This is a genomic window from Streptomyces bambusae, assembly GCF_020532645.1.
Classification (GTDB): domain Bacteria; phylum Actinomycetota; class Actinomycetes; order Streptomycetales; family Streptomycetaceae; genus Streptomyces; species Streptomyces bambusae.
The window spans coordinates 161,742-186,988 of record NZ_JAJAUZ010000008.1 but is presented as its reverse complement, the minus strand read 5'-3'; the positions used below and the strand labels follow the sequence as shown (position 1 = coordinate 186,988).

General features: G+C 73.6%; 23 protein-coding genes and 1 tRNA gene. 14 read left to right on the top strand and 10 right to left on the bottom strand.

Translation table 11 applies throughout. From position 1 onward, the window contains the following. Positions 1-102: 102 nt before the first annotated feature. A complete protein-coding gene (locus LG634_RS08740; RefSeq protein WP_226733079.1) occupies positions 103-1,272 on the bottom strand; it encodes a steroid 3-ketoacyl-CoA thiolase in 1,170 nt (389 codons plus the stop codon). A gap of 267 nt (positions 1,273-1,539) precedes the next feature. Here LG634_RS08740 and LG634_RS08735 point away from each other — a divergent pair, with 267 nt between their 5' ends. Next, entirely contained in the window at positions 1,540-2,784 is a 1,245-nt protein-coding gene (locus LG634_RS08735; protein ID WP_226733096.1) for a cytochrome P450, read from the top strand. Positions 2,785-2,972: 188 nt separating this feature from the next. On the opposite strand, the gene LG634_RS08730 is transcribed toward LG634_RS08735, so the two are convergent. Then, a complete protein-coding gene (locus tag LG634_RS08730) occupies positions 2,973-4,649 on the bottom strand; it encodes a phosphatase PAP2 family protein (protein ID WP_226733078.1) in 1,677 nt (558 codons plus the stop codon). 157 nt (positions 4,650-4,806) lie between these two features. Here LG634_RS08730 and LG634_RS08725 point away from each other — a divergent pair, with 157 nt between their 5' ends. After that, positions 4,807-5,133, top strand: a complete 327-nt coding sequence (locus LG634_RS08725; RefSeq protein WP_226733077.1) for an antibiotic biosynthesis monooxygenase family protein — start codon at positions 4,807-4,809, stop codon at positions 5,131-5,133. A 71-nt stretch (positions 5,134-5,204) separates the two neighbouring features. Here the strand turns inward: LG634_RS08725 and LG634_RS08720 are convergent, their stop codons facing one another. Next, positions 5,205-5,600: a nuclear transport factor 2 family protein gene (locus LG634_RS08720; RefSeq protein WP_226733095.1), complete on the bottom strand. Its 396-nt coding sequence runs from the start codon at positions 5,598-5,600 to the stop codon at positions 5,205-5,207. Positions 5,601-5,712: 112 nt separating this feature from the next. Between LG634_RS08720 and LG634_RS08715 the strand changes: the two genes are divergently transcribed. Then, a complete protein-coding gene (locus LG634_RS08715; RefSeq protein ID WP_226733076.1) occupies positions 5,713-6,276 on the top strand; it encodes a GNAT family N-acetyltransferase in 564 nt (187 codons plus the stop codon). A 76-nt stretch (positions 6,277-6,352) separates the two neighbouring features. On the opposite strand, the gene LG634_RS08710 is transcribed toward LG634_RS08715, so the two are convergent. Beyond that, positions 6,353-8,410 (bottom strand): MFS transporter, encoded by a 2,058-nt coding sequence (locus LG634_RS08710; RefSeq protein ID WP_226733075.1) that lies wholly within the window; start codon positions 8,408-8,410, stop codon positions 6,353-6,355. A gap of 922 nt (positions 8,411-9,332) precedes the next feature. On the opposite strand from LG634_RS08710, the gene LG634_RS08705 reads away from it, so the two are divergent. The 3 genes from LG634_RS08705 to LG634_RS08695 all read left to right on the top strand — a co-directional run bounded on the left by LG634_RS08705 (position 9,333) and on the right by LG634_RS08695 (position 12,233). Further along, on the top strand, positions 9,333-10,019 hold the full coding sequence (locus tag LG634_RS08705; protein ID WP_226733074.1) for a peptidoglycan-binding domain-containing protein: 687 nt from the start codon (positions 9,333-9,335) through the stop codon (positions 10,017-10,019). A gap of 120 nt (positions 10,020-10,139) precedes the next feature. Next, positions 10,140-11,444: a KamA family radical SAM protein gene (locus LG634_RS08700; protein WP_226733073.1), complete on the top strand. Its 1,305-nt coding sequence runs from the start codon at positions 10,140-10,142 to the stop codon at positions 11,442-11,444. A gap of 108 nt (positions 11,445-11,552) precedes the next feature. Further along, the gene (locus LG634_RS08695) at positions 11,553-12,233 is read left to right on the top strand and encodes an HAD-IA family hydrolase (RefSeq protein ID WP_226733072.1); all 681 of its coding nucleotides are present in this window, start codon (positions 11,553-11,555) and stop codon (positions 12,231-12,233) included. A 94-nt stretch (positions 12,234-12,327) separates the two neighbouring features. Here the strand turns inward: LG634_RS08695 and LG634_RS08690 are convergent, their stop codons facing one another. After that, positions 12,328-12,909: a TMEM165/GDT1 family protein gene (locus LG634_RS08690; RefSeq protein ID WP_226733071.1), complete on the bottom strand. Its 582-nt coding sequence runs from the start codon at positions 12,907-12,909 to the stop codon at positions 12,328-12,330. Positions 12,910-13,465: 556 nt separating this feature from the next. On the opposite strand from LG634_RS08690, the gene LG634_RS08685 reads away from it, so the two are divergent. The 4 genes from LG634_RS08685 to LG634_RS08670 all read left to right on the top strand — a co-directional run bounded on the left by LG634_RS08685 (position 13,466) and on the right by LG634_RS08670 (position 17,539). After that, the gene (locus LG634_RS08685; protein WP_226733070.1) at positions 13,466-14,107 is read left to right on the top strand and encodes an HNH endonuclease family protein; all 642 of its coding nucleotides are present in this window, start codon (positions 13,466-13,468) and stop codon (positions 14,105-14,107) included. Positions 14,108-14,244: 137 nt separating this feature from the next. Continuing rightward, positions 14,245-15,972, top strand: coding sequence for an alkaline phosphatase D family protein (locus LG634_RS08680; RefSeq protein ID WP_226733069.1), 1,728 nt, complete (start codon positions 14,245-14,247; stop codon positions 15,970-15,972). A gap of 142 nt (positions 15,973-16,114) precedes the next feature. Then, positions 16,115-16,741 carry a DedA family protein gene (locus LG634_RS08675; RefSeq protein ID WP_226733068.1) on the top strand — a complete coding sequence of 209 codons (627 nt, stop codon included), beginning with the start codon at positions 16,115-16,117 and terminating at the stop codon, positions 16,739-16,741. Positions 16,742-17,035: 294 nt separating this feature from the next. Beyond that, the gene (locus LG634_RS08670; protein ID WP_226733067.1) at positions 17,036-17,539 is read left to right on the top strand and encodes a hypothetical protein; all 504 of its coding nucleotides are present in this window, start codon (positions 17,036-17,038) and stop codon (positions 17,537-17,539) included. A gap of 22 nt (positions 17,540-17,561) precedes the next feature. On the opposite strand, the gene LG634_RS08665 is transcribed toward LG634_RS08670, so the two are convergent. Next, a complete protein-coding gene (locus LG634_RS08665) occupies positions 17,562-17,810 on the bottom strand; it encodes a DUF2277 domain-containing protein (protein WP_226733066.1) in 249 nt (82 codons plus the stop codon). 444 nt (positions 17,811-18,254) lie between these two features. On the opposite strand from LG634_RS08665, the gene LG634_RS08660 reads away from it, so the two are divergent. After that, positions 18,255-18,665, top strand: a complete 411-nt coding sequence (locus LG634_RS08660; protein WP_226733065.1) for a hypothetical protein — start codon at positions 18,255-18,257, stop codon at positions 18,663-18,665. Between the two features lie 61 nt (positions 18,666-18,726). On the opposite strand, the gene LG634_RS08655 is transcribed toward LG634_RS08660, so the two are convergent. Continuing rightward, positions 18,727-18,801 (bottom strand) — tRNA-Val (locus LG634_RS08655). Positions 18,802-18,866: 65 nt separating this feature from the next. Between LG634_RS08655 and LG634_RS08650 the strand changes: the two genes are divergently transcribed. The 3 genes from LG634_RS08650 (at position 18,867) to LG634_RS08640 (ending at position 21,212) form a co-directional block, all read left to right on the top strand. Then, entirely contained in the window at positions 18,867-20,156 is a 1,290-nt protein-coding gene (locus LG634_RS08650) for a coiled-coil domain-containing protein (protein WP_226733064.1), read from the top strand. A gap of 92 nt (positions 20,157-20,248) precedes the next feature. Further along, a complete protein-coding gene (locus LG634_RS08645; protein ID WP_226733063.1) occupies positions 20,249-20,965 on the top strand; it encodes a DUF4383 domain-containing protein in 717 nt (238 codons plus the stop codon). A gap of 43 nt (positions 20,966-21,008) precedes the next feature. Beyond that, on the top strand, positions 21,009-21,212 hold the full coding sequence (locus LG634_RS08640; protein ID WP_226733062.1) for an FmdB family zinc ribbon protein: 204 nt from the start codon (positions 21,009-21,011) through the stop codon (positions 21,210-21,212). Positions 21,213-21,270: 58 nt separating this feature from the next. Here LG634_RS08640 and LG634_RS08635 read toward each other — a convergent pair whose 3' ends face one another. From LG634_RS08635 to LG634_RS08625, 3 genes are read right to left on the bottom strand one after another with little or no spacing between them, the layout of a single operon-like run. After that, entirely contained in the window at positions 21,271-21,930 is a 660-nt protein-coding gene (locus tag LG634_RS08635; protein ID WP_226733061.1) for an O-methyltransferase, read from the bottom strand. 4 nt (positions 21,931-21,934) lie between these two features. Continuing rightward, complete coding sequence (locus LG634_RS08630) at positions 21,935-22,768, bottom strand: HAD family hydrolase (RefSeq protein ID WP_226733060.1); 834 nt, start codon at positions 22,766-22,768, stop codon at positions 21,935-21,937. Beyond that, a complete protein-coding gene (locus LG634_RS08625; protein WP_226733059.1) occupies positions 22,765-25,239 on the bottom strand; it encodes a phosphoribosyltransferase in 2,475 nt (824 codons plus the stop codon). The genes LG634_RS08630 and LG634_RS08625 overlap by 4 nt, the downstream gene beginning before the upstream one ends. Between the last annotated feature and the right edge of the window lie 8 nt (positions 25,240-25,247).

Below are 25,247 nucleotides of genomic sequence, written 5' to 3'. Positions count from 1 at the left end.
ACCCTCCGGGCGAGCCGCGGCCCCCGCAGACACACGAAGGCCCCGGTGGCCGGCCTCCCCAGGCCGGTCACCGGGGCCTTCCCCCATCCCCGGACCAGGGGGCTACAAGCGCTGGATGATGGTGCCGGTGGCGAGCGCGCCGCCGGCACACATCGTGATCAGCGCGAATTCCCTGTCACGGCGCTCCAGCTCGTGGAGCGCCGTGGTGATCAGGCGGGCGCCGGTGGCGCCGACCGGGTGGCCGAGGGCGATGCCGCCGCCGTTGACGTTGACCTTCTCCAGGTCCTGCCCGAAGACCTGCGCCCAGCTGAGCACGACCGAGCCGAAGGCCTCGTTGATCTCGACGAGGTCGATGTCCTTGAGCGACATGCCGGCCTTGCCGAGGACCGCGCGGGTCGCGTCGATCGGCCCGTCGAGGTGGAAGTGCGGGTCCGAGCCGACCAGCGCCTGGGCCACGATCCGGGCCCGCGGCCGCAGCTTCAGGGCGCGGGCCATCTTCCGCGAGGCCCACATCACGGCGGCCGCGCCGTCGGAGATCTGCGAGGAGTTCCCGGCGGTGTGTACGGCCGTCGGCATCACCGGCTTGAGGCGGGCCAGCGCCTCCATCGACGTGTCGCGCAGGCCCTCGTCCCGGTCGACGAGCCGCCACATGCCCTGTCCTGCGGCCTGCTCGTCCTCGGTGGTGGGCACCTGGACGGCGAAGGTCTCCCGCTTGAAGCGCTCCTCGGCCCAGGCGGCGGCCGCCCGCTCCTGCGAGAGCAGGCCGAGGCGGTCCACGTCCTCCCTGGTCAGTCCGCGCTTGCGGGCGATCCGCTCGGCCGCCTCGAACTGGTTGGGGAGGTCGACGTTCCACTCGTCCGGGAACGGCTTGCCGGGACCGTGCTTGGACCCGGATCCCAGCGGGACCCGGCTCATCGCCTCGACTCCGCAGGCGATTCCGATGTCCATGACCCCGCCGGAGATCATGTTCGCGACCATGTGGTTGGCCTGCTGCGAGGACCCGCACTGGCAGTCGACGGTGGTCGCGGCGGTCTCGTACGGCAGCCCCATGGCCAGCCAGGCGTTGCGGGCGGGGTTCATGGACTGCTCGCCGGCGTGCGTGACGGTGCCGCCGACGATCTGTTCGACGCAGTCGGGCTGGATCCCCGTACGCGCGAGCAGCTCGCGGTAGGTCTCGCCCAGCAGGTAGGCGGGATGCAGGTTGGCGAGCGCGCCGCCGCGCTTGCCGATGGGGGTGCGTACGGCTTCGACGATGACGGGTTCCGCGGCCATGAGCTCGTCCTCTCCTCCGCAGCGGCGGCCCGTCCCGGCGGGTCGCGGCAGGGGTGTGTCCGTGTCCGGGGTCGCCCCGCCCCGAACTAGTACGCGTTCTAGTTCTCCCCGCAGTCTTATGACCGGAACCCCTGCCACGCAAGGGTCTTGCACGCTTCTTGCACGATTCCCGCACTCAACAGCCGGTGCCGCGACCCTTGTCACTTCTAGAACTCGTTACTACCTTCAGGACGACTGCTGATGGGCCGTCAGACTCTGGAGTTGCCGATGCCCTGCCCCGCGCTTCCCGAGGGGTTCGACGCCACCGACCCCGACCTCCTCCAAGCCCGCGTCCCGCTCCCCGAGTTCGCAGAGCTGCGGCAGACCGCACCGGTGTGGTGGTGCCCCCAGCCGCGCGGCATCACCGGTTTCGACGACGAGGGGTACTGGGCCGTCACCCGGCACGCGGACGTCAAGTACGTCTCCACGCACCCGGAGTTGTTCTCCTCAACCGTCAACACCGCGATCATCCGGTTCAACGGCCACATCCAGCGCGATGCCATAGATGCCCAGCGCCTGATCATGCTGAACATGGATCCGCCGGAACACACCCGGGTCCGCCAGATCGTCCAGCGCGGTTTCACCCCGCGCGCCATCCGCGGCCTGGAGGGTGCGCTGCGGGACCGGGCCCGGCGGATCGTCGCGGAGGCCAGGGCCGGTGCCGGGGACGGCAGTTTCGACTTCGTCACCAAGGTGGCCTGCGAGCTGCCGCTCCAGGCCATCGCCGAACTCATCGGCATCCCCCAGGAGGACCGGTCCAAGATCTTCGACTGGTCGAACCGGATGATCGCGTACGACGACCCCGAGTACGCGATCACCGAGGAGGTCGGCGCCCAGTCCGCCGTGGACCTCATCGCCTACGCCATGAACATGTCGGCGGACCGGAAGCAGTGCCCGGCCCAGGACATCGTCACCCAGCTCGTCGCCGCGGAGGGCCAGGGCAACCTCAGCTCCGACGAGTTCGGCTTCTTCGTGCTGGTCCTCGCGGTCGCGGGCAACGAGACCACCCGCAACGCCATCAGCCACGGCATGCACGCCTTCCTGACCCACCCCGAGCAGTGGGAGCTGTACAAGGCCGAGCGCCCGGCGACGGCCGCCGAGGAGATCGTGCGCTGGGCCACCCCGGTGGTCTCTTTCCAGCGCACCGCCACCCAGGACACCGAGCTGGGCGGCCAGAAGATCCGGGCGGGCGACCGGGTCGGCATGTTCTACTCCTCCGCCAACCACGACCCGGAGGTCTTCGAGAGCCCGGAGCGCTTCGACATCACCCGCGACCCGAACCCGCACCTCGGCTTCGGCGGCGGCGGCCCGCACTTCTGCCTCGGCAAGTCGCTGGCCGTCATGGAGATCGACCTGATCTTCAACGCCCTGGCCGACGCCCTCCCCGACCTGCGCCTGACCGGCCCCGCACCCCGCCGGCTGCGCGCGGCCTGGCTGAACGGGATCAAGGAACTCCAGGTCAGGGCCGGCTAGGGTCTGTCGTCACACTCCTGTCGTCCGACTTCTGTCGTCGCCCGGAACTGCTCCGCCGCCGGGCGCCGTGCGTCCGTCCGGGTGGCGGAGCGGCGCCGTCCGGGTGATCCTGACAGGACGCGGCGATCCACCCGGAGGGGCGCCGGGGCGGCAGTACGCCCCGGCGCCCCTCCGGTACGCGTTCCCGCTCAGCCCCGTACCGGCTCGCGGGCCGCGGCCGCCGTCCGGCGCGGGACGGGCACCGGGACCAGGCGCCCGGGTCCGGCCGCCGGACCGCTGCCGAGCGGCCCCCACAGGGCATGGACCAGCGCGAACCCGGCGGCGACCACGACCGCGCCGCCGGCCGCGTCGAGCACCCAGTGGTTGGCGGTCGCGACGATCGTGCAGGCCGTGAGGACCGGGTGCAGCGCTCCGAGCAACCGCTGCCACCCCTTCGGGGCCAGCAGCACGACGACGACGGCGCACCACAGAGACCAGCCGAAATGCAGCGAGGGCATCGCCGCGTACTGGTTGGAGATCCCGGTCAGCACCCCGTACTGCGGGTCCGCCAGGTCCTGCGGCCCGTGCACGGTGTCGACGAAGCCAAGGCCCGGCATCAGGCGCGGCGGTGCGAGCGGGAACAGCCAGAAGCCGGCCAGCGCGATCACGGTGGCCAGGCCGAGGGCGGCACGGGCCCGGCGGTAGTCGGCGGGCCGGCGCCAGTAGAGCACCCCGAGGACCGCCAGCGGGACCGTGAAGTGGAACGACGTGTAGTAGAAGTCGAAGAACCCCTCCAGTCGGGGGAATCCGACCACCGCCCGGTTGACGGCGTGCTCGATGTCCAGGCCCAGGAGGCGTTCGGCGGACAGGAGCAGCGTCGCGTGCGCCTCGGCGTCGGCCCGGCCGGCGGGGGCGGCGGCCCGGATGTGCGAGTAGAGGGCGTAGCCGATCCGGATCAGCAGCAGTTCCAGCAGCAGGTTCGGCCGGCCCGCTGCGGCCGCGGGCCGGGGCGCGGCCCAGTACGGCGAACTCCGCGGCAGGAACGGCACGGCGCAGGCGACCGCGAGGGCGGCGAGCAGCGGCAGCCCGTCCCGCACGGGGGCCAGCACGGCCAGGTGGGGCAGCAGCACGTCGCCCGGCAGGGTCGTGACGAGGACGGCCGTCACCGGCCAGACCCGCCGGTCGGCGGCCCGCACCCCGGCCCGGCCGGCCAACGCGAGGAGCACCCAGAGCAGTTGGTCCGTGCCGCCGCCGGGCGAGACCACGACGGCCGTGCAGCCGGTGACCGCGGCGGCCGTCAGCGGTTGGCCGTCGCATGCGTACCGGACGGCGCGGCGCAGCCCGCACCGGGCGACGGCGGCGGCGAGCACGAGCCAGAGCGCGAGTGCGGCGGGCCCGTCGACCCCCAGGCGCAGCAGGGCGCCGTACAGCGACTGGCCGTCGGGCGCGGGCAGCAGCCCGTACGCCGAACCGCCGCCGGGCAGCAGGCCCCAGCCGAGCGCGGTGCACCCGGCGAAGGCGGCGGCGCCGGTGCGCGCGGCGGACCGGCGGCCGGTCGCCCACAGCAGCACCGCGAACAGCAGCAGGGACGGCTGGAACGCCGCCCCGGCCCCGACGAGCAGCCCGGCCGCGGGCGCCCGGCGGGCCGCCGTGCCGAGGAGCACCAGCAGCACCGGCACCGCGCCGGGCGCCCCCGTCGCCCACGCGTCGCGGACCGGCAGCGACACCAGCACCAGGGCCACCGCGACGGGCCCGGCGAGCAGCGCCGTCCGGCGGCTCAGCGGCCCCGGCAGCGCCCGCGCGGCGAGCACCCCCACGGCACCGGCCGCCGGCAGCATCCCCCACGTCACGACCGCCCGAAGGACCTGCTCCGCCGCATCAGCCACGCCCCGCCGGCCTCCTGCCGTCTCCACCACACCCGCCCCACGACGACTGCAGCCCTGACGGACGACCATAGTCCGCTTACCGCCCGCCACTTGCCGAAAACCCCCCGGGCACCCCTACCGGGGGAGACGGGGACGGCGGCTTTGACAGGATGGCGGCATGAGCATCGTGAAGATCAACGCATTGACCGTGCCGGCCGAGCAGCGGGAGGAGCTGGAGAAGCGCTTCTCCGCGCGTGCGGGGTCGGTGGAGAACTCCGACGGGTTCGAGTGGTTCGAGCTGCTGCGCCCGGTCGAGGGCACCGACACGTACCTGGTGTACACCCGCTGGCGTGACGAGGAGTCCTTCCAGGCGTGGATGGAGGGGCCGATGAAGGCGGCGCACCAGGGCGGCGGCGCGGGCGGCGAGCGTCCGAAGCCGGCGGCGTCGGGCTCCACGCTGTGGTCCTTCGAGGTGGTCCAGCAGGCGGCTCCGAAGCAGGGCTGACCGGACCGGACACGACCGCGCGGCCGGGGGCGGGGCCTCCGGCCGCGCGAGCGCGGGTGCTGCCGCCGGGCTCAGGACCAGAACGCGTCCTCCTCGGCGATGTCCTCCGTGCACGCGTCGATGTCGGTGATCTTGCCGCCGACGATCGTGAAGAAGAGGCTCTGGTGGAGCTCCATGCCGCGGTCGCCGCGGTCGGCCTTGAAGCAGTGCACGCTGATGCCGTGGCCACGGCCGTCGACCATGACCTTCTCCAGTTCGACCCGCATCGTGCCCCGGGTCTCCTCGCCGAGGCGGCGGTACAGGTCCAGGACGGCTTCGCGGCCCTTGTGGTGGCCGGAGAGCGGGTTCGTGCCCGGCACGTGGTGGATGACGTCCGCCGTCATGAGGGTGGACAGGGTGTCCATGTCCCCCTTGACGAAAGCCTCGTAACCCCGGCGTATGAGGGCGGCGTCCGGATGCTGCGACATCGACATGGCCCTTCCCACCCTTCTGCTGTGTGATTGGCACCTTTTCCCATCATCCGTCCGTGCCTGTGGATATTCCACGCGGGCCGGCGGCGGGCGCCGCCACAATGGCGCCATGGACGCGATCAAGAGCAGTGCAGAGGCGCTCTCCGCACCCGTGTACGGGCCGGACGGCGCTGTCGGGGACGGCGGTACGGGCGGCTGGGAGGTCGCCGCGGAGCACTTCGGGACGCCCGCGGCGACGGCCCTGCGGCGGGAGTACTACGCCGAGGTGGCGGGCCGCTACTGGGGCCGGACGGCGACCTCTGCGGAGGTGGACCAGGGGCTCGCGGACGACCCGGCGGACGCCCTCACGGCCCCGACCGGCGCCTTCCTCGTCGGGCGGTACGGGGGCGAGCCCGCGGCGTGCGCGGGGCTGCGCCTGCTGGACCCGGTGACGGCCGAGCTGACCCGGGTGTTCGTACGGCCGGACCGGCGCGGCACGGGCGGCGGCGGGGCGCTGCTGGCGGCCCTGGAGGCGGCGGCCCGGTCCCTGGGTGCGCAGCGCATACGGCTGGACACGCGGACGGACCTGGTGGAGGCCCGCGGGCTCTACGCGAAGCACGGGTACGCGGAGATACCGGCGTACAACTCGGGGCCGTACGCACAGCACTGGTTCGAGAAGCGGCTGTCGGGCTGAGGCGGTGCTGACGGCGGGCGCGGAGGCGGGCGGGGCGCCCCGGCGGGCCGGGGCGGTGCCGGTCAGCGGGCGGCGGTCAGCGGGCGGCGTGGTCGCGGGGGGCGAGGGTGTCGTACGGCTCTTCGCTGTCGGAGCCGCACAGCTCCCGGTTGAGTTCCTCGACCAGCTGTACGAGGTCGGTGGGGCGGTCCGGGCCCCACCAGTCGCCGAGCAGTTCGGCGAGGGATTCCTCGCGGGCCTTGGCGAGCCGGTCGGCGGCGGCCCGGCCGGCAGGGGTGAGGACGAGCGGCATCCCGTCGCGGACGGCCAGTCCGCGTTCCTCCACCTGCCGGGCGGCGTCCGTGATCAGGTGCAGCGGCACGGAGGTCCGTTCCGCGAGTACGCCCGGGTCGGCGGAGCCGTACCTGGAGATCCGCAGCAGCAGCCAGCTGGAGGCGGGCAGCAGGTCGTAGCCGGCCTTGGCGGTGATCTTCTCGTAGACGTGCTTGCGGCCCTCGCGGGTACCGAAGACGGAGAGGGCGCGCGCGACCTCCTCGCGGGAGGTGCGGTGCACGGGGTTGGAGGCCAGGGTCTCGCTGACGTCGGGGGCGGTCACCGAGGTCCGCAGCGTGTCCTCCTTGAGGAACCAGGCGACGACGAAGGCGACCAGCACCACCGGCACGGCGTAGAGGAACACGTCGGTGATGGCGGAGGAGTAGGCGTCGAGCACCCGGGGCCGGGGGCCGGGCGGCAGCAGCCCGATGGCCCGCGGATCGGCTTCCAGCTGCCCGATGGACGCCTGGGGCGGCAGCGCGGTGCCGGCGAGGGAGCGGTTCAGTTTGTCGTCGAGGCGGTTGGTGAAGACGGTGCCGAAGATGGCGACGCCGAAGGAGGCGCCGATGGAGCGGAAGAAGGTGGCGCCCGAGGTGGCGACCCCGAGATCGGAGTAGCTGACGGCGTTCTGCACGGCCAGCACCAGGACCTGCATGACGAGGCCGAGGCCGGCGCCGAAGACGAAGAAGTAGACGCTCATCTCCCAGGTGGAGCTGGTGCGGTGGAGCTGGTGGAGGAGGAGCAGGCCGACCGCGGTGACGGCGGTGCCTGCGATGGGGAAGGCCTTCCAGCGGCCGGTGCGGCTGACGAGCTGGCCCGAGCCGGTGGAGGTGATCAGCATGCCGAGCACCATCGGCAGCATGTGGACCCCTGACATGGTGGGCGATACGCCCTGCACGACCTGGAGGAACGTCGGCAGGTAGACCATCGCGCCGAACATGGCGAAGCCGACGATGAAGCTGATCACCGAGCAGAGGGTGAAGGTGCGGATGCGGAACAGGGAGGGCGGCAGGACGGGTTCGGCGGCCCGCTTCTCCACCGCGATGAACACGGCGAGCAGGACGGCTCCGAGCACGGCCAGGCCGATGATCTGGGCCGAACCCCAGGCCCACGTGGTGCCGCCGAGGGAGGCGACGAGCACCAGGCAGGTGGCGACGGACGCGATGAGGAAGGTGCCGAGGTAGTCGATGGTGTGCTTCGAGGCACGGACCGGGATGTGCAGCACGGCCGCGATGACGAGAAGGGCGACGATGCCGATGGGGATGTTGATGTAGAAGACCCAGCGCCAGCTGAGGTGGTCCACGAACAGACCGCCGAGCAGCGGGCCGAGGACGCTGGTCGCGCCGAAGACGGCGCCGAACAGCCCCTGGTACCGGCCGCGTTCGCGGGGCGGGACGATGTCCCCGACGATCGCCATCGACAGCACGATCAGGCCGCCACCGCCCAGGCCCTGAAGCGCGCGGTAGCCGATGAGCTGGCCCATGTTCTGGGCGAGGCCGCACAGGGCGGAGCCGATGAGGAAGATGACGATGGCGGCCTGGAACAGCTTCTTGCGGCCGTACTGGTCGCCGAGTTTGCCCCAGAGCGGGGTGGCGGCCGTGGAGGCCAGCATGTAGGCGGTGACGACCCAGGAGAGGTGTTCCATGCCGCCGAGATCGCTGACGATCGTCGGCAGGGCGGTCGAGACGATGGTCTGGTCGAGTGCGGCGATCAGCAGGCCGAGCAGCAGGGCGCCGATGGCGACCATGACGCTCCGTTCGGCGTGCTCGGCACCGGGGCCGGACCCGGGGTCCACGGTCGCGGCGGTCGCTTCCTGAGCCATGAACTCCTCCTCAGGGCCAATACACGTTTCCATCCTGAGTGGTGTGTCCGGTTATGGCCTGTTGGAAGGGTTGGGGCCGCCCTCCGGGGTCTGCATAATCGCAGGCACACGCCTGGGAGGGGATCCATCAGTGAGCGCTGTGCGCTGTCCGGAATGCGCCGCTGCCGTGGGCCAGTGCGCCCACACCCGGGCCCCGGCGGGCTTCGACCACAGCCGGATCCGCCCGTACATGTCCCGCCCCGCCTCCCCCGACGGCTCCGCGCCGTCCTCCCAGGCCCCGCGCATCCAGGGCGTCGTCCGGCCCCCGGCCGCCGCCTGGCACCCGGCCTCGTCTTCCCCGGAGCCCCCGCAGCCCTCCACCACCTCCCCGTGGGGCCCGCCGGCCCCGGAGGGCTCTCAGCCCTCGGCCGCCTCCCCGTGGGGGCCCGCCACGCCCGAGGCCGGGGGTTGGGCGCCCGCGGGTGCGCCCTGGCCCGCTGCGACCGGGCCGGAGGCGGCGACTTGGGGGCCGGCCGACGCTCCTGCCCCGGCTCCCGGAACATGGGGGCCTGGCGGCACGCCGCCGCCAGACGTGCCGGCAGCCGGCGGGGCGTGGTCGCCCGCGGGCGACCAGCCTGCCGGCCCGCGGCCGGCGTCCGGCGCGCCCTGGGGACCCGCGGGCGTGCCGGAGGCACCGGCCGGCGGCCCCGGCACGCCCTCGCCCGGCAGCCCCGAGCCGTGCGCGGCGGGCTCCGCCGCGCCCACGGCGGACGAGGGGGCCACCGAGGTCCTGCCGGTGATTCCCGACGGTCCGGCGCCCACGGGCGCTGCCGGGTACGCGCCGGACAGCGCAACGAGCCCGGCAGGTTCGGCGGGTTCGACGTACGCGGCTGCCCATCCGGCCGGCACTGGCGGTTACCCCATGTACGGGGGCGGTGTGCCCGTGGCGGATGACGGGTGGGGGGCGGGCGGGGCGCTGATCGTGGACGAGGCGGTGCGGTTGGACGCCCGGACCGGGGGGCGGGCGGCGGCACGGAAGCGGCGGCGCAGTCGCGTGCTGCCGCTGGCGGTCGGTGCCGCGGTCGTGGTGATCGGGGCCGGGCTGCTGGCAGCAGGACTGTCGGGTGACGAGGACGGCACGGACCGGGCGCTGCCCGATCCCAAGCTGTCACCGCCCGCGGTGACCGTGGCCCCCGACCGGGGCCGGCCGTCCGCCACCGGCGGGGCGACCGACTCCGGCGGGCCCACCGCACCGGCGGAGGACGACGCGGCGGAGTCGCCCGAAGCCACCGGCCCGGCGACGGCCACCGCGTCCGCCTCGGCCCGCGAGACCCGCAGCACCGGGCCCTCGCCCGAGCCGACGCGCCGCGCCACCCGTCCCCCGAAGCCGACCGCCACCTCGGGCGCGGATTCGCTGCGGCGCGGGGACGACGGTTCGGAGGTCCGGGAGCTGCAGATCCGGCTGAACGAGATGGCGCACTACTGGGGCCCGATGAACGGCCGTTACACCCGTTCTGTGGAGCGCGCGGTGGCCGACTTCCAGGACTGGGCGAACGTCACGGGCGACCCTCGCGGGGTCTACGGCCCGGCAACGCGGGAGGCTCTGGAAGCCCTGAGCCACGAGCCGTAAACCCGGCCGCCGCCGCGGTCGCCGCCACGGCCGTCACCCCGCCCGCCGCCCAGGTCCGGATTCACCCGAACGGACGCGCCCATCCCCCGCCCCGGGCAGGAGCTGCGCAGGCTGGACCCCATGGACAGGCCAGTCATGCGTGCCGTGCCCGGGGAGCGTCTCGCCGACCTCCCACCCGTCCGGGCATTCGACGAGGCCACCCGTCACGAGATGCGCGTGGTGGCCTCCGTACTGCCGTTCAAGGTCAACAACTACGTCCTGGACGAGCTGATCGACTGGGATCGGGCCCCCGACGACCCGATGTTCCGGCTGACGTTCCCGCACCGGGCGATGCTGCCGGAGAAGATGTTCGCCGTCATGAGCGACCTCGTCGCGGCCGGTGCGCCGCGCGCGGTGGTGCGGGCCGAGGCGGACCGCCAGCGGCGGCTGCTGCATCCGCACCCGGGCGGCCAGCTGGAACTCAACGTGCCGCGGATGGGCGGCGTCGCCGTGCCCGGCCTCCAGCACAAGTACCGCGAGACCGTGCTGCTCTTCCCCGCCCACGGCCAGACCTGCCACGCGTACTGCGGGTACTGCTTCCGCTGGGCGCAGTTCGTCGGCATGCCCGAGCTGAAGCAGCACCTCCCCGGCCCGGACGCCGCCGTCGAGTACCTCCGGGCCCACCCCGAGGTGACGGACGTGCTGGTGACCGGCGGCGACCCCCTGATCATGTCCGCCGACCGGCTCCGGGCGGTCCTCGAACCGCTGCTCTCCCCCGGCCTCGGCCATGTCCGCAACATCCGCATCGGCACGAAGGCGCTGAGCTACTGGCCGTACCGGTTCCTGACCGACCCGGACGCCGACGACCTGATGCGGCTGCTGTCGGAGTGCGTGGCGGCAGGCCGGTCGCTGGCGCTGATGACGCATTTCTCGCACGGCCGCGAGCTGTCCACGCCGGCGGTCCGCCGGGCGATCGCCCGGCTCCGCGGCACGGGTGCGGTGCTGCGCGCGCAGGCGCCCATGGTCCGCCACGTCAACGACGACCCGGGGGTCTGGGCGGACATGTGGCGGGAGATGGTGCAGCTGGGCGTGCAGCCGTACTACACGTTCGTCGAGCGGGACACCGGGGCCAGCGAGTACTTCGCGCTGCCGCTGACCCGGGCCCTCGCCGTCTACCAAGGGGCGCTGCGCCGGGTCTCCGGGCTGGCGCGGACCGCGCGCGGTCCCGTGATGTCCGCCACTCCGGGCAAGGTGCTGCTGTCCGGGGAGGCCGAGATCGGCGGGCAGAAGGTGTTCGTGTGCAGCTTCCTGCAGTCCCGCGAACCCGGCCACACGGGACGGGTCTTCTTCGCCTCGTGGTCCCCGACGGCGACGTGGTTCGACGAGCTGCGGCCGGCGCTCGGCACGGACCCGGCTTTTTTCGGTGATGCGGCAGCACTGGCGTAGACCAGGCTGTATTTTGTATCGTGAAGAAACAAAGTGGTTCCGTCCGCACTCCCTGACCGGTGGACGGAACCGCTTGTTCTCTTTCCGCGCCCGTCTGGAGTCCCACCGATGCCGGCCAGCACCACCCCCGTCGTCCTCTCCGCCCGCGCCCTGCTCCTCGACATGGACGGGACCCTGGTCAACTCGGACGCGGTGGTCGAACGCTGCTGGCGGGACTGGGCGCAGAGCCACGGCCTGGATCCCGACGCGGCCATGAAGGTGGTCCACGGCCGCCAGGGGTACGCGACGATGGCGCTGCTCCTCCCGGACCGCCCGATGGAGCTCAACCACGCGGACAACGCCGTGATGCTGGCCCGCGAGACCGCCGACACGGACGGTGTGGTGCCGGTCGAGGGCGCGCCCGCGTTCCTGGCGGCGCTCGAAGAGCTGCCGCACGCGCTGGTCACCTCGGCCGACGAGGCCCTGGCGACGGCCCGCATGACGGCCTCCGCGCTGCCGATCCCCGGGGTCCGGGTGACCGCCGAGTCCGTCGCGGCCAGCAAGCCGCACCCGGAGGGCTTCCTCAAGGGCGCCGCCGAACTGGGCGTCGACCCGGCGGACTGCATCGTCTTCGAGGACTCCGGCGCCGGCATCGAGGCCGGCCGGGCCGCGGGCATGCGGGTGGTCGGCGTCGGCCCGCGGGCCGGCGAGCACGGCCCGACGGTGCACGTGCCGGACCTGACGGCGGTCCGCGTGGAGTCCGCGGCGGACGGCTCGATCACGCTGACCGTGCACCCGGCCGCCGCCTGACCTGCGGGCGGCAGACCGCGTACGAAGGGGCGCCCGGTGGGTGTCCACCGGGCGGGCCCCTTCGTGCCGCCGGGAGCGGGCCGTACGGCCCGGTTCAGCCCGCGATCGCCTCGTACAGGCTGAACGCGGCCATGACCGCCATCACGCCGGCCGCGATCTTCGTGATCAGCCGCAGCGGCACGTACTTCATCAGGGTGCGCCCGCCGACGATGCCGATGCCGGCGACCGCCCACAGGGCGAGCACCGCGCCGAGGCCGACCGAGAGCGGGTCGTCGTAGCGGGCGGCGAGGTTGGCGGTCATGATCTGCGTGAGGTCGCCGAACTCCGCGACCAGGATCAGCATGAAGCCCGCCCCGGAGACCTTCCAGAAGGACTGGTCGGCGGGCGGCTTGACCTCCTCCTCGCCGTCGTCCTTCTTGAGGAGCAGCATCGCCGCGCCGGCCAGGAAGAGCACGCCGACGACGGCCTGGACGAGCCGCTGCGGCAGCAGTGTCAGCACGCTGCCGGCCGCGATGGCCAGCGCCACGTGCACGGCGAAGGCGGCGGCGACACCGGCGAAGACGTACGACGCCTTGTAGCGGGTGCCGAGCATGAGGCCGGCGAGGGCCGTCTTGTCGGGCAGCTCGGCGACGAAGACGATGCCGAAGACGATCGCCATGATGCTGATGCTGATCACGGAGGAGTTACCTCAATCGGTCGGGCAGGACGCCGTCGTACCGAGAGACCTGGGGTGTTTCAGGGGTCGCTTCGGCTCGGCGGCGCCCTGTGGGTACACAGGACACTGCGGGCCGAAGGTCTCGCTGGCCGGCCGCTGACCGCGGCCTGCCTCCGGGCGCCGGCTGGGTGACCCAGCAGTATGTCGACGGTCCGGCGAAGAGCTACTCCCCTTCTGCTCCGTACAGGGTACGCGATGCCGCAGTGGGCCCGGAATGGACCTTTGGTCCCGACCTCGACCCCGAACTCGACCCCAGCCCCGGCCCCGGCCCCGGCCCCGCCTCGCCCCGCCCCGCCCCGCTCGAGCCCCGGAGATCCCCCGCACGCGCCGGACCCGCCTCGCGAGACGGCGGAATCTCAACTTCCGCTTAACTCACACCGGTTGGACGACTTGATCTGACGTGGCCATGTCGCCACCCTGTTACCTGGCGCCCACCCGACCGACATCCGGCGCCGCCACGATGGCCGGGCCCCGCCGGGGTCCGATACGCCCTCCATCCCCCGCACCGAGGAGTCCCATGTCCGGCATCTACGCGCGTCGATTTGGCATGCTCGCAGCAATCGGAACGCTCGCTTTCACCGGTCTCGTGAACGCGCCCGCCGCCCAGGCCGCAATGCCCACCCCGATCAGCGCGTCGGCCGCACGTGCCTACCTGGCCACGGTGACCCCCAAGGCGGAAGGTTCCTCCACCGGCTACAGCCGCGACCTGTTCCCGCACTGGAGCACCGTCTCCGGCACCTGCAACACCCGCGAGACCGTGCTCAAGCGCGACGGCGTGAACGTCGTCACCGACTCCGCCTGCGCCTCCGTGAGCGGCAGCTGGTACTCGGAGTACGACGGCGCCACCTGGACCGCCGCCTCGGACCTGGACATCGATCACGTCGTCGCCCTCTCCGAGGCCTGGCGCTCGGGCGCGAACTCCTGGACCACCTCCAAGCGCCAGCAGTTCGCCAACGACCTCACCCGGCCGCAGCTGATCGCCGTCACCGACAACGTCAACCAGGCCAAGGGCGACCTGGACCCGGCCGAGTGGCTGCCCTCCCGCACCGCCTACCTCTGCACGTACGCCCGCAGCTGGGTGCACGTGAAGCAGTACTGGGGCCTGACCATCGACTCCGCCGAGAAGACCGCCCTGACGAACGTCCTCAACGGCTGCTGACCGCCCCGCCGGCCACCCCGCGCGCCCCCGGGAAATCCGGGGGCCGCACCCCGGACGATCTCCGGGTCCGATCAGGAACCATCGGCCCCCTCCCCGTCGTACCTTGAGGCGAGGGGCATCGGAGGAGGGGGAGTCGGATGGGCGGACTGCGCCTGGGACCACTGCTGCGGTACGTGGACTGGGACAGCGGGGACACGGCCACAGTGTGGGTCGAGGCGGACCGGCCCTGCACGGCCGAGGTCCGCTGCGCCGACGGCTCCGGCGGCTCCGTCCGCACGTTCCAGATCGCCGGCCACCACTACGCACTGATACCCGTCACCGGCCTCACCCCCGGCACCACCACCGCGTACGAGGTGCTGCTCGACGGCCGCCCGGTCTGGCCGCTGCCCGGCAGCCCGTTCCCCGCGAGCACCATCAGCACCCCGGTGCCGCGCGCACCGGGCGGGGACGCGCCCCCGCTGCGGCTGTCCTTCGGTTCCTGCCGGCAGGCCGCGCCGCCCGCCGAGGGGCGCGGCCCGCACGGGCCCGACGCCCTCGACACCCTCGCCGCCCGGCTCGCGGCCGAACCGGACGCGGACCGCCCGGACCTGCTGCTGCTCCTCGGCGACCAGGTGTACGCCGACATGCTCTCGACGGCGACGCGCGACTGGCTCGCCGCCCGCCGGGACCTGCGGGAGGAGCCCGGCGCGCAGGTCGCGGACTACGAGGAGTTCACGCGGCTGTACGACGAGTCCTGGCTCGACCCGGAGATCCGCTGGCTGCTGTCGACCGTGCCCAGCTGCATGATCTTCGACGACCACGACCTGTCCGACGACTGGAACACCAGCGCCGCCTGGGTCGCCGAGCGGCGCGCCCTGCCGTGGTGGCAGGAGCGGGTGCTCGGCGGCCTGATGTCGTACTGGGTCTACCAGCACCTGGGCAACCTCTCGCCGGCCGCGCTCGCGGCCGACCCGCTGTACGCGGCGGTACGGGAGGCCCCCGACGGCACCGACCTGCTGCGCCGGTTCGCGGCCGAGGCGGACGCCGACCCGGCCTCGGTGCGCTGGAGCTACCGGCGCGACCTCGGCGGAACCCGGCTGCTGATGGTCGACACCCGGTGCGCCCGGGTCCTCGACGAGCGGCACCGCTCCATGCTCGACCCCGACGAGCAGCAATGGCTGCGCGACAATGCGCTCGACGGACACGGGAGTTACGACCACCTGCTGATCGGCGCCTCGCTGCCCTGGCTGCTGCCGCCGCTGATCCACGACGCGGAGGGCTGGGACGCGGCGCTCTGCCGCGGCGAACGCGGGGAGCGCTGGGCACGGTTCGCGGAGGACCTGCGGCGGCGCAGCGACCTGGAGCACTGGGCGGCGTTCCCGCCCTCGTTCGCCGCACTCACCGACCTCATCGAGGAGGTCGGGACCGGCCCGCGGGCACCGGCGATGGTGGCCGTGCTCTCCGGTGACGTCCATCACGCGTACGTGGCGGAGCCGCGCACCGCGACCACGTCGAGGATCTTCCAGCTGACCTGCTCGCCGGTGCACAACTCGATCCCCTGGGTGGTGAAGGTCGGCTTCCGGTTCGGCTGGAGCCGGACCGGGCGGTGGCTCGGCCGGATGCTCAGCCGGCACGCGCGGACCGGGCGGCCGCCGCTGACGTGGCACCGCAGCGGCGGGCCGTGGTTCGCCAACCAGCTGATGACGCTGTCCCTGGAGGGTCGCGGCGCCCGGCTCCGGCTGGACCAGGCGCGCTCGCGGGGCGGGCGGGCGCAGCTCGCACCGGCGCTGGAGCGGGAGCTGACGGCGGGGACTTCCGGGCCCGCTCCGAGCCCGGAGGAGGGGGCACACAACAGGCGGAACACGACAGTCCGTTCCGAAACCTGACACAAGGGCGGACCCCGGTCGTACGCCTCCCGAACCCCAGGCGTACGCTGTATGGCTGTCAAGCCAAGCCGCCCCTGCCGCTCCCCCGCGACGTCGCGGCGCGTTCCGCCGATGCACGTCAACCGGACTGGGGAGTCCCGTTTTGCTTGAGACTGTGGGGTCGCTGACCACGAGCCCCTGGATCTACGCCGTCGTGGCCGTTTCCGTCATCCTCGACGTCTTCCTGCCCGTACTGCCCAGCGGAGTACTGGTGATCACGGCGGCCGCCGCTGCGGCCGCCGCCGGGGCCGCGGGGGCGGCCACTCCCGGACCCGAGCAGGTGCCGGACATCCTGGCCCTGCTCGTGTGCGCGACCACCGCCTCCGTCCTGGGCGACCTGGCCGCCTACCGGGTGGCCTGGCGCGGCGGGGCCCGCCTCGACCGGGCCATCGCCCGCTCCCGGCGCCTGACCAACGCCCAGGAGCGCCTCGGCTGGGCCCTGAGCCGGGGCGGCGGCCTCCTCGTGGTGATCGCCCGCTTCGCCCCGGCCGGCCGCTCGGTGGTGTCGCTCGCCGCGGGGGCAGCGCACCGCCGCATCAAGGATTTCCTGCCCTGGTCCGCTCTGGCCGGCATGGTCTGGGCGGGCTACAGCGTCTCCCTCGGCTACTTCGGCACCCAGTGGCTGGGCACCACCTGGCTCGGTACGGCCGTCTCGGTGGCCGCCCTCTTCGCCGCGGGCACCCTGGCCGCCTACCTGATGCGCCGTCCGGACCCGGCCACGGCCGCGTAACGCCTCCCGGGGGCCGGGTGCGCACGCCGGAGGGGGATCCGGCTGCGCGCTCCGGCCCCTTCTGCATGCCCCGGCACCGGTCCCGGGGCGTTCCGCGGGAGCCACCGGGCGGGCGGCCCCGTACGGAGCAGTGCGGTCACCCGTTCATCCGGTGCCGCTCACCCGTTCACCCGGCCCCGATCGCCGCCGGAAGCCCCGGCTCCTAGCGTCCGAAGCACAGCGGTGCGCAACCGAAGCTGCGTCACATCCGTGCCCTGGCCGCGCCGTTTCCGAGGAGCAGAAGGAGTTCCGCGCATGCGCCTGACCACCGTCGCGGCCGCGACCGCACTGACCACCGCACTGACCACCGCCGCCCTGATCCCTGCCGTCGCCGCCGCCGCGCCCGCCGGCTCGACGACCCCCGATCTCGTCGGCGGGGTGACCTCGGCCGCCCCCGGCGGCACGGTCGGCCTCACCCTCCGGAACTGCCGGAACACCACGTCCACCGCCACCTCGACGGCGTTCATCTCGTCTGCCACTCTGCGGCGACTTCTCGGCTCCTCCGACGACTTGCAGGGCGGCAACGCGACCCTCTCCGCCAACGTCACGCCGGGCAGCACGTACATGGTCCGGTTCACCTGCGGCAACCGCTCGACGACCGCCAACTTCACGGTCACCCCGGGCGCCGCCCGCGGTGGCCTCGGCGGCAGCATCGACACCACGAGCCCGGCTCACATCGCCATCGGCGCCGCCCTGGTCGCCGGCGCCGCGGGCACCGCCGTCTGGGTCGTCCGCCGCCGCTCGCACTCCCAGGCCTGACCCGCAGCACGCCGGGGGCCGGTCAGTCGTGGGCGTGAGCGTGGGCGGGCGCGTGCCCGCCGCTCCCGCGCACCTCGATGCCGTCCAGCAGCGCCCGGGTCGCCTCCGCCACGGCCGCAACGGCCGCGTCGAACACCTCCCGGTTGTGCGCGGCCGGCGCCCGGAACCCGGACACCTTCCGCACGTACTGCAGCGCCGCAGCCCGCATCTCCTCGTCGGAAGCCTTCTCGGGAATGGCCGGCGGCCTCAGGGTCTTAATACTCCGACACATACTCCGAGTATCCTCCCGGGCCCTGCTCCCGGGGCGGAACTCCGGCGCTTCGGCGGTCGAGGAGCCCATTCCGTTCCCCGGCCGGCGAGCGCGGCCGGGACCCGGGCCGCGAACCGGGCCGCGAACGGGCCACAAGTGGACACACCAACCCGGTCTCGTTACGGTCGAGTGGTAGGAGCCACGGCCGCCCCGGCAGCCGCATCCGGCGGGCAGACCCCCGGAGCCGACGCCTCGGCCGCACCGCCCCTCCAGCGCCACCCGTGCACGGCACCCGCCCGTACGAGACGTACGGGCGTGGACCATGGCCGCACCGACCGGCGCACCCAATCCCAGCGACGGCACCCCGCAGGTGGCGATCCGACGCCGCGCCCGGACCGGCGACCAGCTCTTTCGACGTCCCTCTCCACGGTCAGCGCGGGCCGAAGCAGACGAGCGGAGACCGACATGCAGGTCCTCAGCAGCAAGCGCAGAAGACTCGCCGCCACCCTGGCCGCAGCCTCACTGGCCGCCGCCCTCCCGGTCGCGGCCACGGGCACCGCGGAGGCCGACCCGAAATCGAGCCGGGTCACCGTCGTGGGCACCGCGAGCTGCGAGGAGGAATTCGTCGACACACTGGTCACAGAGGTGTCGATCACCCCCAAGGGCGGGACGCCCAGAACGGCCGAACTGTCGGGCGAGGAGCCGTCGGAGAAGTACTCCATCAAGTTCACCGGTATCCCGAAGGTGAAAGGCGTGACGGCCAAGGCCGTGGTCACCTGCGTGGACGGCGACGGCGAATCCCACCAGTTCGACAAGAACATCACCATCAAGAGGCCGGCCGGCACCACCATCGAACAGACCGTGGACCTCAAGTAGCGCCCGCCCCGTCCCCGAACGCCGGAGGCCCCCAGCCAAGATCGACTGGGGGCCTCCGTCATGGTGGGCGCGGACGGTTTCGAACCGCCGACATCTGCTTTGTAAGAGCAGCGCTCTACCCCTGAGCTACGCACCCGTGGACGAGGAGACAGCCTACATGGAGGGGCGGGGACGGACGCAAACCCGTTGCCGTGAGGGAGAATGGACCGGGGCATGGCGGATGCGACGGGGCACGGGAGAGGGATTGTGACGGCGACTTCCCGGCGGTGGTTCGGTGGGCGGGACGAGAGCCGGCGGGCCGACGCGCAAGCGGCCAAGGACGGCGCCGCCGAGGCCTTCTACGAGCTGGACACCGCACAGCGGGACCTGCGGATCTCCATCGAGACCATCGCCGCCGTCGACCGGTCGCCGGCCGCGCGCCAGGCCGCGGAGGGGTTCGCGGCGCTCGGGCGGCGGATCGACGAGGTCAGCCACACGTACATCCAGTCCGTCGACGCGTACGACCTGGACCGGGCGGAGCTGGAGGCCTCGGTCGCGGACCGGGCGCGTACCGAGCTGACGCGGGCCCGGGACGAATTGGTGCGGGTCAAGGGCGAGCTGGACCGGTTCGCGCAGGGGCTGCAGCCGCTGCTGGACACCGCGGAGACGCAGCTCGCGCGGGTGGCGCCGGCCCGGGAGCGGGCCAAGGCCGCGCTGCTGGGCGCGAGTGACGCGCTGGACGCCGTACGGGCCTCCGGCCTGCGGGCGGACGACCTCGCGGCGCGCCTCGCCGCGCTCGGCCCCGAGCTGACCCGGCTGAACGAAGGGGCCGGGCAGCACGGCGTACCCGAGACCGTGCAGCGCGCCGACCGGGTCCTGCGGGAGGCGGAGGCGATACGGGCCGATGCCGAGCGGCTGCCGGAGCGGGCGGCGGAAATGGACCGGCGGCTGGTGAGCCTGCGGACGCGGGCCCAGGCGCTGGAGACGCGGGCCGGGCAGGTGGACCCGATCCTCAGCGAGCTGCGGCGGCGGTTCAGCGCGGCCTGCTGGCAGGACCTGCAGCGGGTGCCGGACCAGGCGGCCGGATCGGTCCGGCAGGCCGAGGAGCGGCTCCGGGAGGCGGCCGCGGCCCGGCAGGAGCAGCGCTGGGCGGATGCGACGGCCTTGCTGGGGACCGTACGGGCGCTGCTCGACGCGACCGACGAGGCGGTGTCGGCGGCGGGCGACCGGCTGCGGCAGCTGGAGGCGGTGGCGGCGAGCCCGCAGCAGGAGGTGGACCGGACCCGGTTCGCGATCCGCGACGCCCAGCGGCTGGCGATGGAGGGCCGCAGCGTCCCCGACCCGCGGCACGCGCGCCCCCTGGACGAGTCGGTGGCGCGCCTCGACCGCGCGGTGGCCGGCCTGGAGGGCCGCCACCCCGACTACTGGCACTTCCTCCGGGAGACGGAGCAGATCCGGGCCGCGGTGGGCCGTGTCGTGGCGGACCTGCGCGACCGCCGCGGCGCGAGCTGAGCCGACGGCGGGGCTGGGCGCTCCCGGAGTTGTCCCCGTACCGCCACCGGCGGATGCTGGGAGGTGCAGGGAACGGAGCAGAGGAGGGCGCCATGGCTGCCCACACATTCCGGAAGGCCCGCGAGCCCCAGGCACCCCCGGCGTCCGGCTACGCGCCGCACGCCGCGTACGGGTGCACCGAGCCCCACGAGCACTACGCGCCCTACATGCCGCACGAGCCGTACGGGCCGCCGCCCGTGGAGGAGACGGGTCCGGTCCGGCACCTGGTGGACCGCGTGGTGCACCCGGTGAACGCCACGCTCGACGAGCACCTGCCCACCGACCACAAGCTGAGCAAGGTCTACCGGGTCGGCGCCGGCGTGATGGGGCTGCTGCTCCTGGTCTTCGGCATCCTCGGCCTGACGGACAACATCGGCTTCTTCGACACCGGCGGCGACACCGTCCTCGGCCTCAACACCAACGGCGCGCTGAGCGTCCTGTCGATCTGCGTCGGCCTGCTGCTGTTCGGCGGCATGGTCGTCGGCGGCACCTTCGCATCGACCCTCAACATCGCCCTGGGCCTGCTGTTCATCGCGAGCGGCTTCGTCAACCTGGCCCTCCTGGACACCGGCCTCAACTTCCTGGCCTTCCGCATCCAGAACGTCCTGTTCAGCTTCGTCGTCGGCGTCATGCTCATGTGGTTCGGCATGTACGGCCGCGTGGGCAGCGCCCTCCCCCACGACAACCCCTACTGGCGGGCCCGCAACCCGGAACAGGCCGCCCGCGAGTCCCGCCCCCCGGCCCGCCCCCGCCCGGCGGTCTCGCACTGAGCGCGGCTTCCCGCCGCCCCGTCCGGCCGCTTAGCCTGGGGGCATGCCTCGATACGAGTACCGGTGCCGGACCTGCGGCGAGACGTTTGAGATGAATCGGCCCATGGCGGAGTCCGGGGCTCCGGCCTCGTGCCCGGCCGGGCACGACGACACGGTGAAGCTGTTGTCGGCGGTGGCCGTCGGCGGGACCGCGGCGGCTCCGGCGCCGTCGGGCGGCGGGTGCTGCGGAGGCGGCGGCTGCTGCTGACCCCTGTCACACCGCGTGCCGGGCCGGGGAGCGCCCCCGGCCCGGCGCGCGGTGCCGGTCAGCGCTTGCGGGAGAGGGTGAGGCCGTCGGAGATCACGGTCAGGACGCTCTCCATGCGCGGGTCGGCCTGCACGTGCTTGTTGAAGGCCTGGACGCCGGCCGCCGACTCGGACGGGTCCGCGTCGAGGACGCTGCCGTGGAAGAGCGTGTTGTCGGTGACGATCAGGCCGCGCGGGCGCATGCGCGGAACGAGTTCCTCCCAGTAGAGGATCTGGTTCTGCTTGTCCGCGTCGATGTACGCCATGTCGATGTGCGGCTCGGCCGGCAGGGCCCGCAGGGTGTCCAGGGCAGGCGCGATGCGCAGGTCGATGCGGTCGGCGACGCCCGCCGCCGCCCAGGCCTCGCGCCCGTACGCGGTCCATTCCTCGGAGACGTCGCAGGCGATCAGGGTGCCGTCGGCGGGCAGGGCGCGGGCCATGGCGAGGGTGGAGAAGCCGGTGAAGGTGCCGATTTCCACGATCGTGCGGGCGCCGGTCAGGCCGACGAGGAAGGCGAGCAGCGGGCCCTGTTCCTCGGCGGACTGCATGCCGGCCGAGTCCGGGAACTTCTCGTAGGTGGTGGCGACGAGCCCCCGCTGGATCTCGTCCAGCGGGGGGTTGTGCGCGAGCATGTACGCGTAGAGCTCGTCGGTGATCTTCGTGGAATTGCCCTTGGTCATGGGCTCAGTCTGCCGAGGGGACGTCCGTTCCGCGCGCGGCACGGCCGAACTGGCGGACGATTTCCTCTCCGGCCAGCACGCCCGCCTCGGTGAGGGCGGTGACGCCGGGCGCCGTCCAGCGGCTGTCGGCGAGTTCGCCGTGGCCGGGCCGCCAGGCCTGGTCGGCGGCGGTCAGCAGGTCCGCGTCGAGCAGCGAGTCGCCGGCGGCGAAGGTGCGGACGGCACCGGTGCGGCGGGCCACCTCGTGCATGGCGGCGCTCTTCGTCAGCGGGCGCGGAACGGCGTAAATCTTTCGGCCCTGGAGGGAGACCGTCCAGCCGCGGGCCTCCGCCCACGCGCTCAGCTCCTTCACCCAGTCCGCGGGGAGCAGCTGCCGTTCGACGACCAGGTAGGCGAACAGGTCCTCCGCGACCCGCTCCTTGCGCAGCCAGGCCGGATCGGCGGCCGCGGTCAGGTGCGCCCGTACCTCGTCCAGCGGGGCGCACTCGGCGGCGAGCCGGGCGGCGACCTGCCGGCGCCAGTCGCGGTCGGGCACGCCGTCGACGAGCAGCTGGCCGCCGTTCGCGCAGATCGCGTACGGGGCCGGGCGGCCGGGGAAGCGGATCCGCTGGTACTGCTTGCGGGTGCGGGTGGTGGTGGGGACGAAGACCACGCCGGGGTCCTCGGTGAGCGCCGCGAGCAGCCCGGCCGCCGTCTCGGTCATGTAGGACAGCGGCTTGCTCTCGTGTACCTCGACGCACAGCAGCCGGGGGGCCTGCGCGTCGGGCATGGTCAGCCCGAGGGCCGCCGTGGAGTAGATGAGCGTACGGTCGAGGTCGCTTGCGATCAGCACGGTCACTGGGAGGCCACTGCCTTTCCGTCGGCGCCGGTGGCGCCTCGTGTGTAGCGCGGGTGGATGAGACCGACACAGGAGTAGGGGAGGTCGTCGACCTCTTCGACGGGTACGCCGCGCTGTTCGGCGAGCAGGCGTACGTGGCCGAGGTCGGCGTCGGCGCCGCGGCGGGCGAGGATCTTCCAGGGGACGCGGCGCAGCAGGACGCGGGTGGTCTCGCCGACGCCGGGCTTGACGAGGTTGACGTCGTGGATGCCGTACTCCTCGCTGATCCGCTCGACGGCCGCCCAGCCCTCCCAGGTGGGGGTGCGGTCGGCGGCGAGCAGCTCCTTGACGTCGGCGGCCACGGCGTCGGCGACCTCGCCGAAGCGGGCGGCGACGGTGTCGACGAAGTCGGTGGAGACGTCGGCGGGGGCCAGTTCGCGGTAGAACTTCGCGCCGTGGAAGTCGTCCGCGCCGACCAGGTCGGCGCGCAGCACGGTCCGCGATATGAGCCCGGAGACGGTGGAGTTGAGGCACGCGGAGGGGATGAGGAAGTCCTCGCGGGTGCCGTACGTGGAGACGCAGCCGCCGGGGTCGGCGAGGACGACGATCTCCGGGTCGAAGCCGGGGAAGTCGGCGAGGGCGGCGGCGAGTTCGCGGGTGATGGCGCCCTTGCCGGTCCAGCCGTCGACGAACACGACGTCGGCGGGGTCGTGGTGGGCGGCCAGCCAGCGCAGCGCGGTGCGGTCGATGCCGCGGCCGCGCACGATGGAGACGGCGTAGTGCGGCAGGTCCAGGCCGTGCCGGTACGCGGCCCAGTGGCGCATCAGCACGCCGACGGGGGTGCCGGCGCGGGCCAGCGAGACGAGCACCGGGGCCGGTGAGCGCTCGGCGAGCACGGTCTCGGTGACGGCGCCGACGGCGCGGGCGAGGCGGGTCGCGGAGGCGTCGAGGGCGGCCTGGTAGAGCTGCTGGTAGGCGGCGGTCGGCTGGTACTCGACGGGCAGCGACTCGGCGTAGTGGGCGCCGCCGGACTGGATGGCCTCCTCGCGCTCCTCGGTGGGGGCCTCCAGCGCGGTGTCGGAGAGGTCCTGGAGGAGCCAGCCGACGTCGGCGGCGGGGTACGAGGAGAACTCCGGGCCGCGCAAGGGGGCCGGGCCGTCCCACGGGTGGGAGGGCTGGGGCATCGTCGGCTCCTGCCGGTCGGGTCGGGGTGCGGGGGTGTGCGACGGTACGACGGCCAGCAGGACCCGGCCGGTGTGCGGGGCGAGGCGGGCCAGGAGCCCGTCGGGGGCGTGCAGGGCGGGGGTGTCGCCGACGGAGTCGACGACCGCGACGACGGCGTCGAAGCCGGCGCCGGCGATGTTGTAGGCGTACCGGTCGCCGGGGCCGTCGGCCGGGTCGTCGTGGGCGGGGAAGACGAGCCGGGTGCGGATGGCGTAGCCGGGGTCGTCCACGGCGAGGACGGGCGAGCGGGTGGTGGTGGAGAACCGGACCTCGGCGGCCGCGCCGGCCGCCTCCAGCGCGCGGGCGAGCCGCAGCGGCGCGTACATCAGCTCTTCGTTGCCGAGCACGAGCACCCGTCCGGGCCGCGGCCCCAGCGCGTCGGCGATCCGCCGGGCCATCCCGGGCAGCGCCCCCTCCAGGGCCTCCCGTTCCCCGGTCCCGAAGCCGTGGCGCCCTCCGTCGGGCACCCCGGCGGGCCAGCCGAGGCCGACCCGCAGGACGGGGCCGGACGGCGCCGGGGCGCCGGTGGCGCCGGCGTCCGTCGCGCCGGCCGCCGCTTCGTGCCGTTCCACCAGGGCCGCGCCCTGGGCCAGGACGTCGTCCGGGAGGGTGACGGTGCCGGTGGCCAGGGCGATGAGGTCGATGCGGGCGCCGAGGCCGGCGGCGAAGGCGTCCAGGCGGTCGCGGTCGGCGGGGGACCGCATGTCGACCAGGGCGACGACCACGTAGCGGTCGCGCGGGTGGCGGGCGTGCAGGTCGCGGATGGTGTTGAGGACGGTGTTGCCGGTGGAGAACTCGTCGTCGACGAGGACCAGCGGGCCGGAGCCGGCCAGCAGGGCCGGGTCGGCGGGGAGCAGGAGGTGTGACGTGGCGTGCGAGTGCGCCTCCTCGAAGCCGCCGGCCCGGGCGACGCCGGCGACCGGCCGGCGGGTGGAGTGCAGGTAGGGCGCGGCGCCCAGGCCGTCGGCGACGCAGTGGCCGAGGCCGGTCGCGGTCTCGGCGTAGCCGAGGACCAGGGCGCGGGCGGCCTCCTGCGGGCCGAGCAGCGCGCGGACCCGCACGCCGAGGCCGTGGCCGGCCCGGTAGACGGTCTCGGGCGACTGCGGCACGTGCTTGCCGAGCACCTGCGACACGAGCAGGTGCGCCCGCTTCGGGTTGCGGCGCAGTGCCAGCCCGAGCAGGTCGTGCAGGCCCGGTCCGGCCGCGCCGCCGTCCTCTTCGAGCCGTATGCCGAGCCGTTCGGCGACCCAGGTTCCCGACCACACCACGTCGACTG

What these genes read in the sequence shown, in the direction of transcription:
- LG634_RS08695 (WP_226733072.1), top strand. Translation starts at nt 11,553, where the DNA reads ATGCCGGCCAGCACCACCCCCGTCGTCCTCTCCGCCCGCGCCCTGCTC.
- LG634_RS08660 (WP_226733065.1), top strand. Translation starts at nt 18,255, where the DNA reads ATGCAGGTCCTCAGCAGCAAGCGCAGAAGACTCGCCGCCACCCTGGCC.
- LG634_RS08680 (WP_226733069.1), top strand. Translation starts at nt 14,245, where the DNA reads ATGGGCGGACTGCGCCTGGGACCACTGCTGCGGTACGTGGACTGGGAC.
- LG634_RS08715 (WP_226733076.1), top strand. Translation starts at nt 5,713, where the DNA reads ATGGACGCGATCAAGAGCAGTGCAGAGGCGCTCTCCGCACCCGTGTAC.
- LG634_RS08635 (WP_226733061.1), bottom strand. Translation starts at nt 21,930, where the DNA reads ATGACCAAGGGCAATTCCACGAAGATCACCGACGAGCTCTACGCGTAC.
- LG634_RS08640 (WP_226733062.1), top strand. Translation starts at nt 21,009, where the DNA reads ATGCCTCGATACGAGTACCGGTGCCGGACCTGCGGCGAGACGTTTGAG.
- LG634_RS08645 (WP_226733063.1), top strand. Translation starts at nt 20,249, where the DNA reads ATGGCTGCCCACACATTCCGGAAGGCCCGCGAGCCCCAGGCACCCCCG.
- LG634_RS08710 (WP_226733075.1), bottom strand. Translation starts at nt 8,410, where the DNA reads ATGGCTCAGGAAGCGACCGCCGCGACCGTGGACCCCGGGTCCGGCCCC.
- LG634_RS08650 (WP_226733064.1), top strand. Translation starts at nt 18,867, where the DNA reads ATGGACCGGGGCATGGCGGATGCGACGGGGCACGGGAGAGGGATTGTG.
- LG634_RS08685 (WP_226733070.1), top strand. Translation starts at nt 13,466, where the DNA reads ATGTCCGGCATCTACGCGCGTCGATTTGGCATGCTCGCAGCAATCGGA.
- LG634_RS08720 (WP_226733095.1), bottom strand. Translation starts at nt 5,600, where the DNA reads ATGTCGCAGCATCCGGACGCCGCCCTCATACGCCGGGGTTACGAGGCT.
- LG634_RS08670 (WP_226733067.1), top strand. Translation starts at nt 17,036, where the DNA reads ATGCGCCTGACCACCGTCGCGGCCGCGACCGCACTGACCACCGCACTG.
- LG634_RS08740 (WP_226733079.1), bottom strand. Translation starts at nt 1,272, where the DNA reads ATGGCCGCGGAACCCGTCATCGTCGAAGCCGTACGCACCCCCATCGGC.
- LG634_RS08725 (WP_226733077.1), top strand. Translation starts at nt 4,807, where the DNA reads ATGAGCATCGTGAAGATCAACGCATTGACCGTGCCGGCCGAGCAGCGG.
- LG634_RS08665 (WP_226733066.1), bottom strand. Translation starts at nt 17,810, where the DNA reads ATGTGTCGGAGTATTAAGACCCTGAGGCCGCCGGCCATTCCCGAGAAG.
- LG634_RS08700 (WP_226733073.1), top strand. Translation starts at nt 10,140, where the DNA reads ATGGACAGGCCAGTCATGCGTGCCGTGCCCGGGGAGCGTCTCGCCGAC.
- LG634_RS08735 (WP_226733096.1), top strand. Translation starts at nt 1,540, where the DNA reads ATGCCCTGCCCCGCGCTTCCCGAGGGGTTCGACGCCACCGACCCCGAC.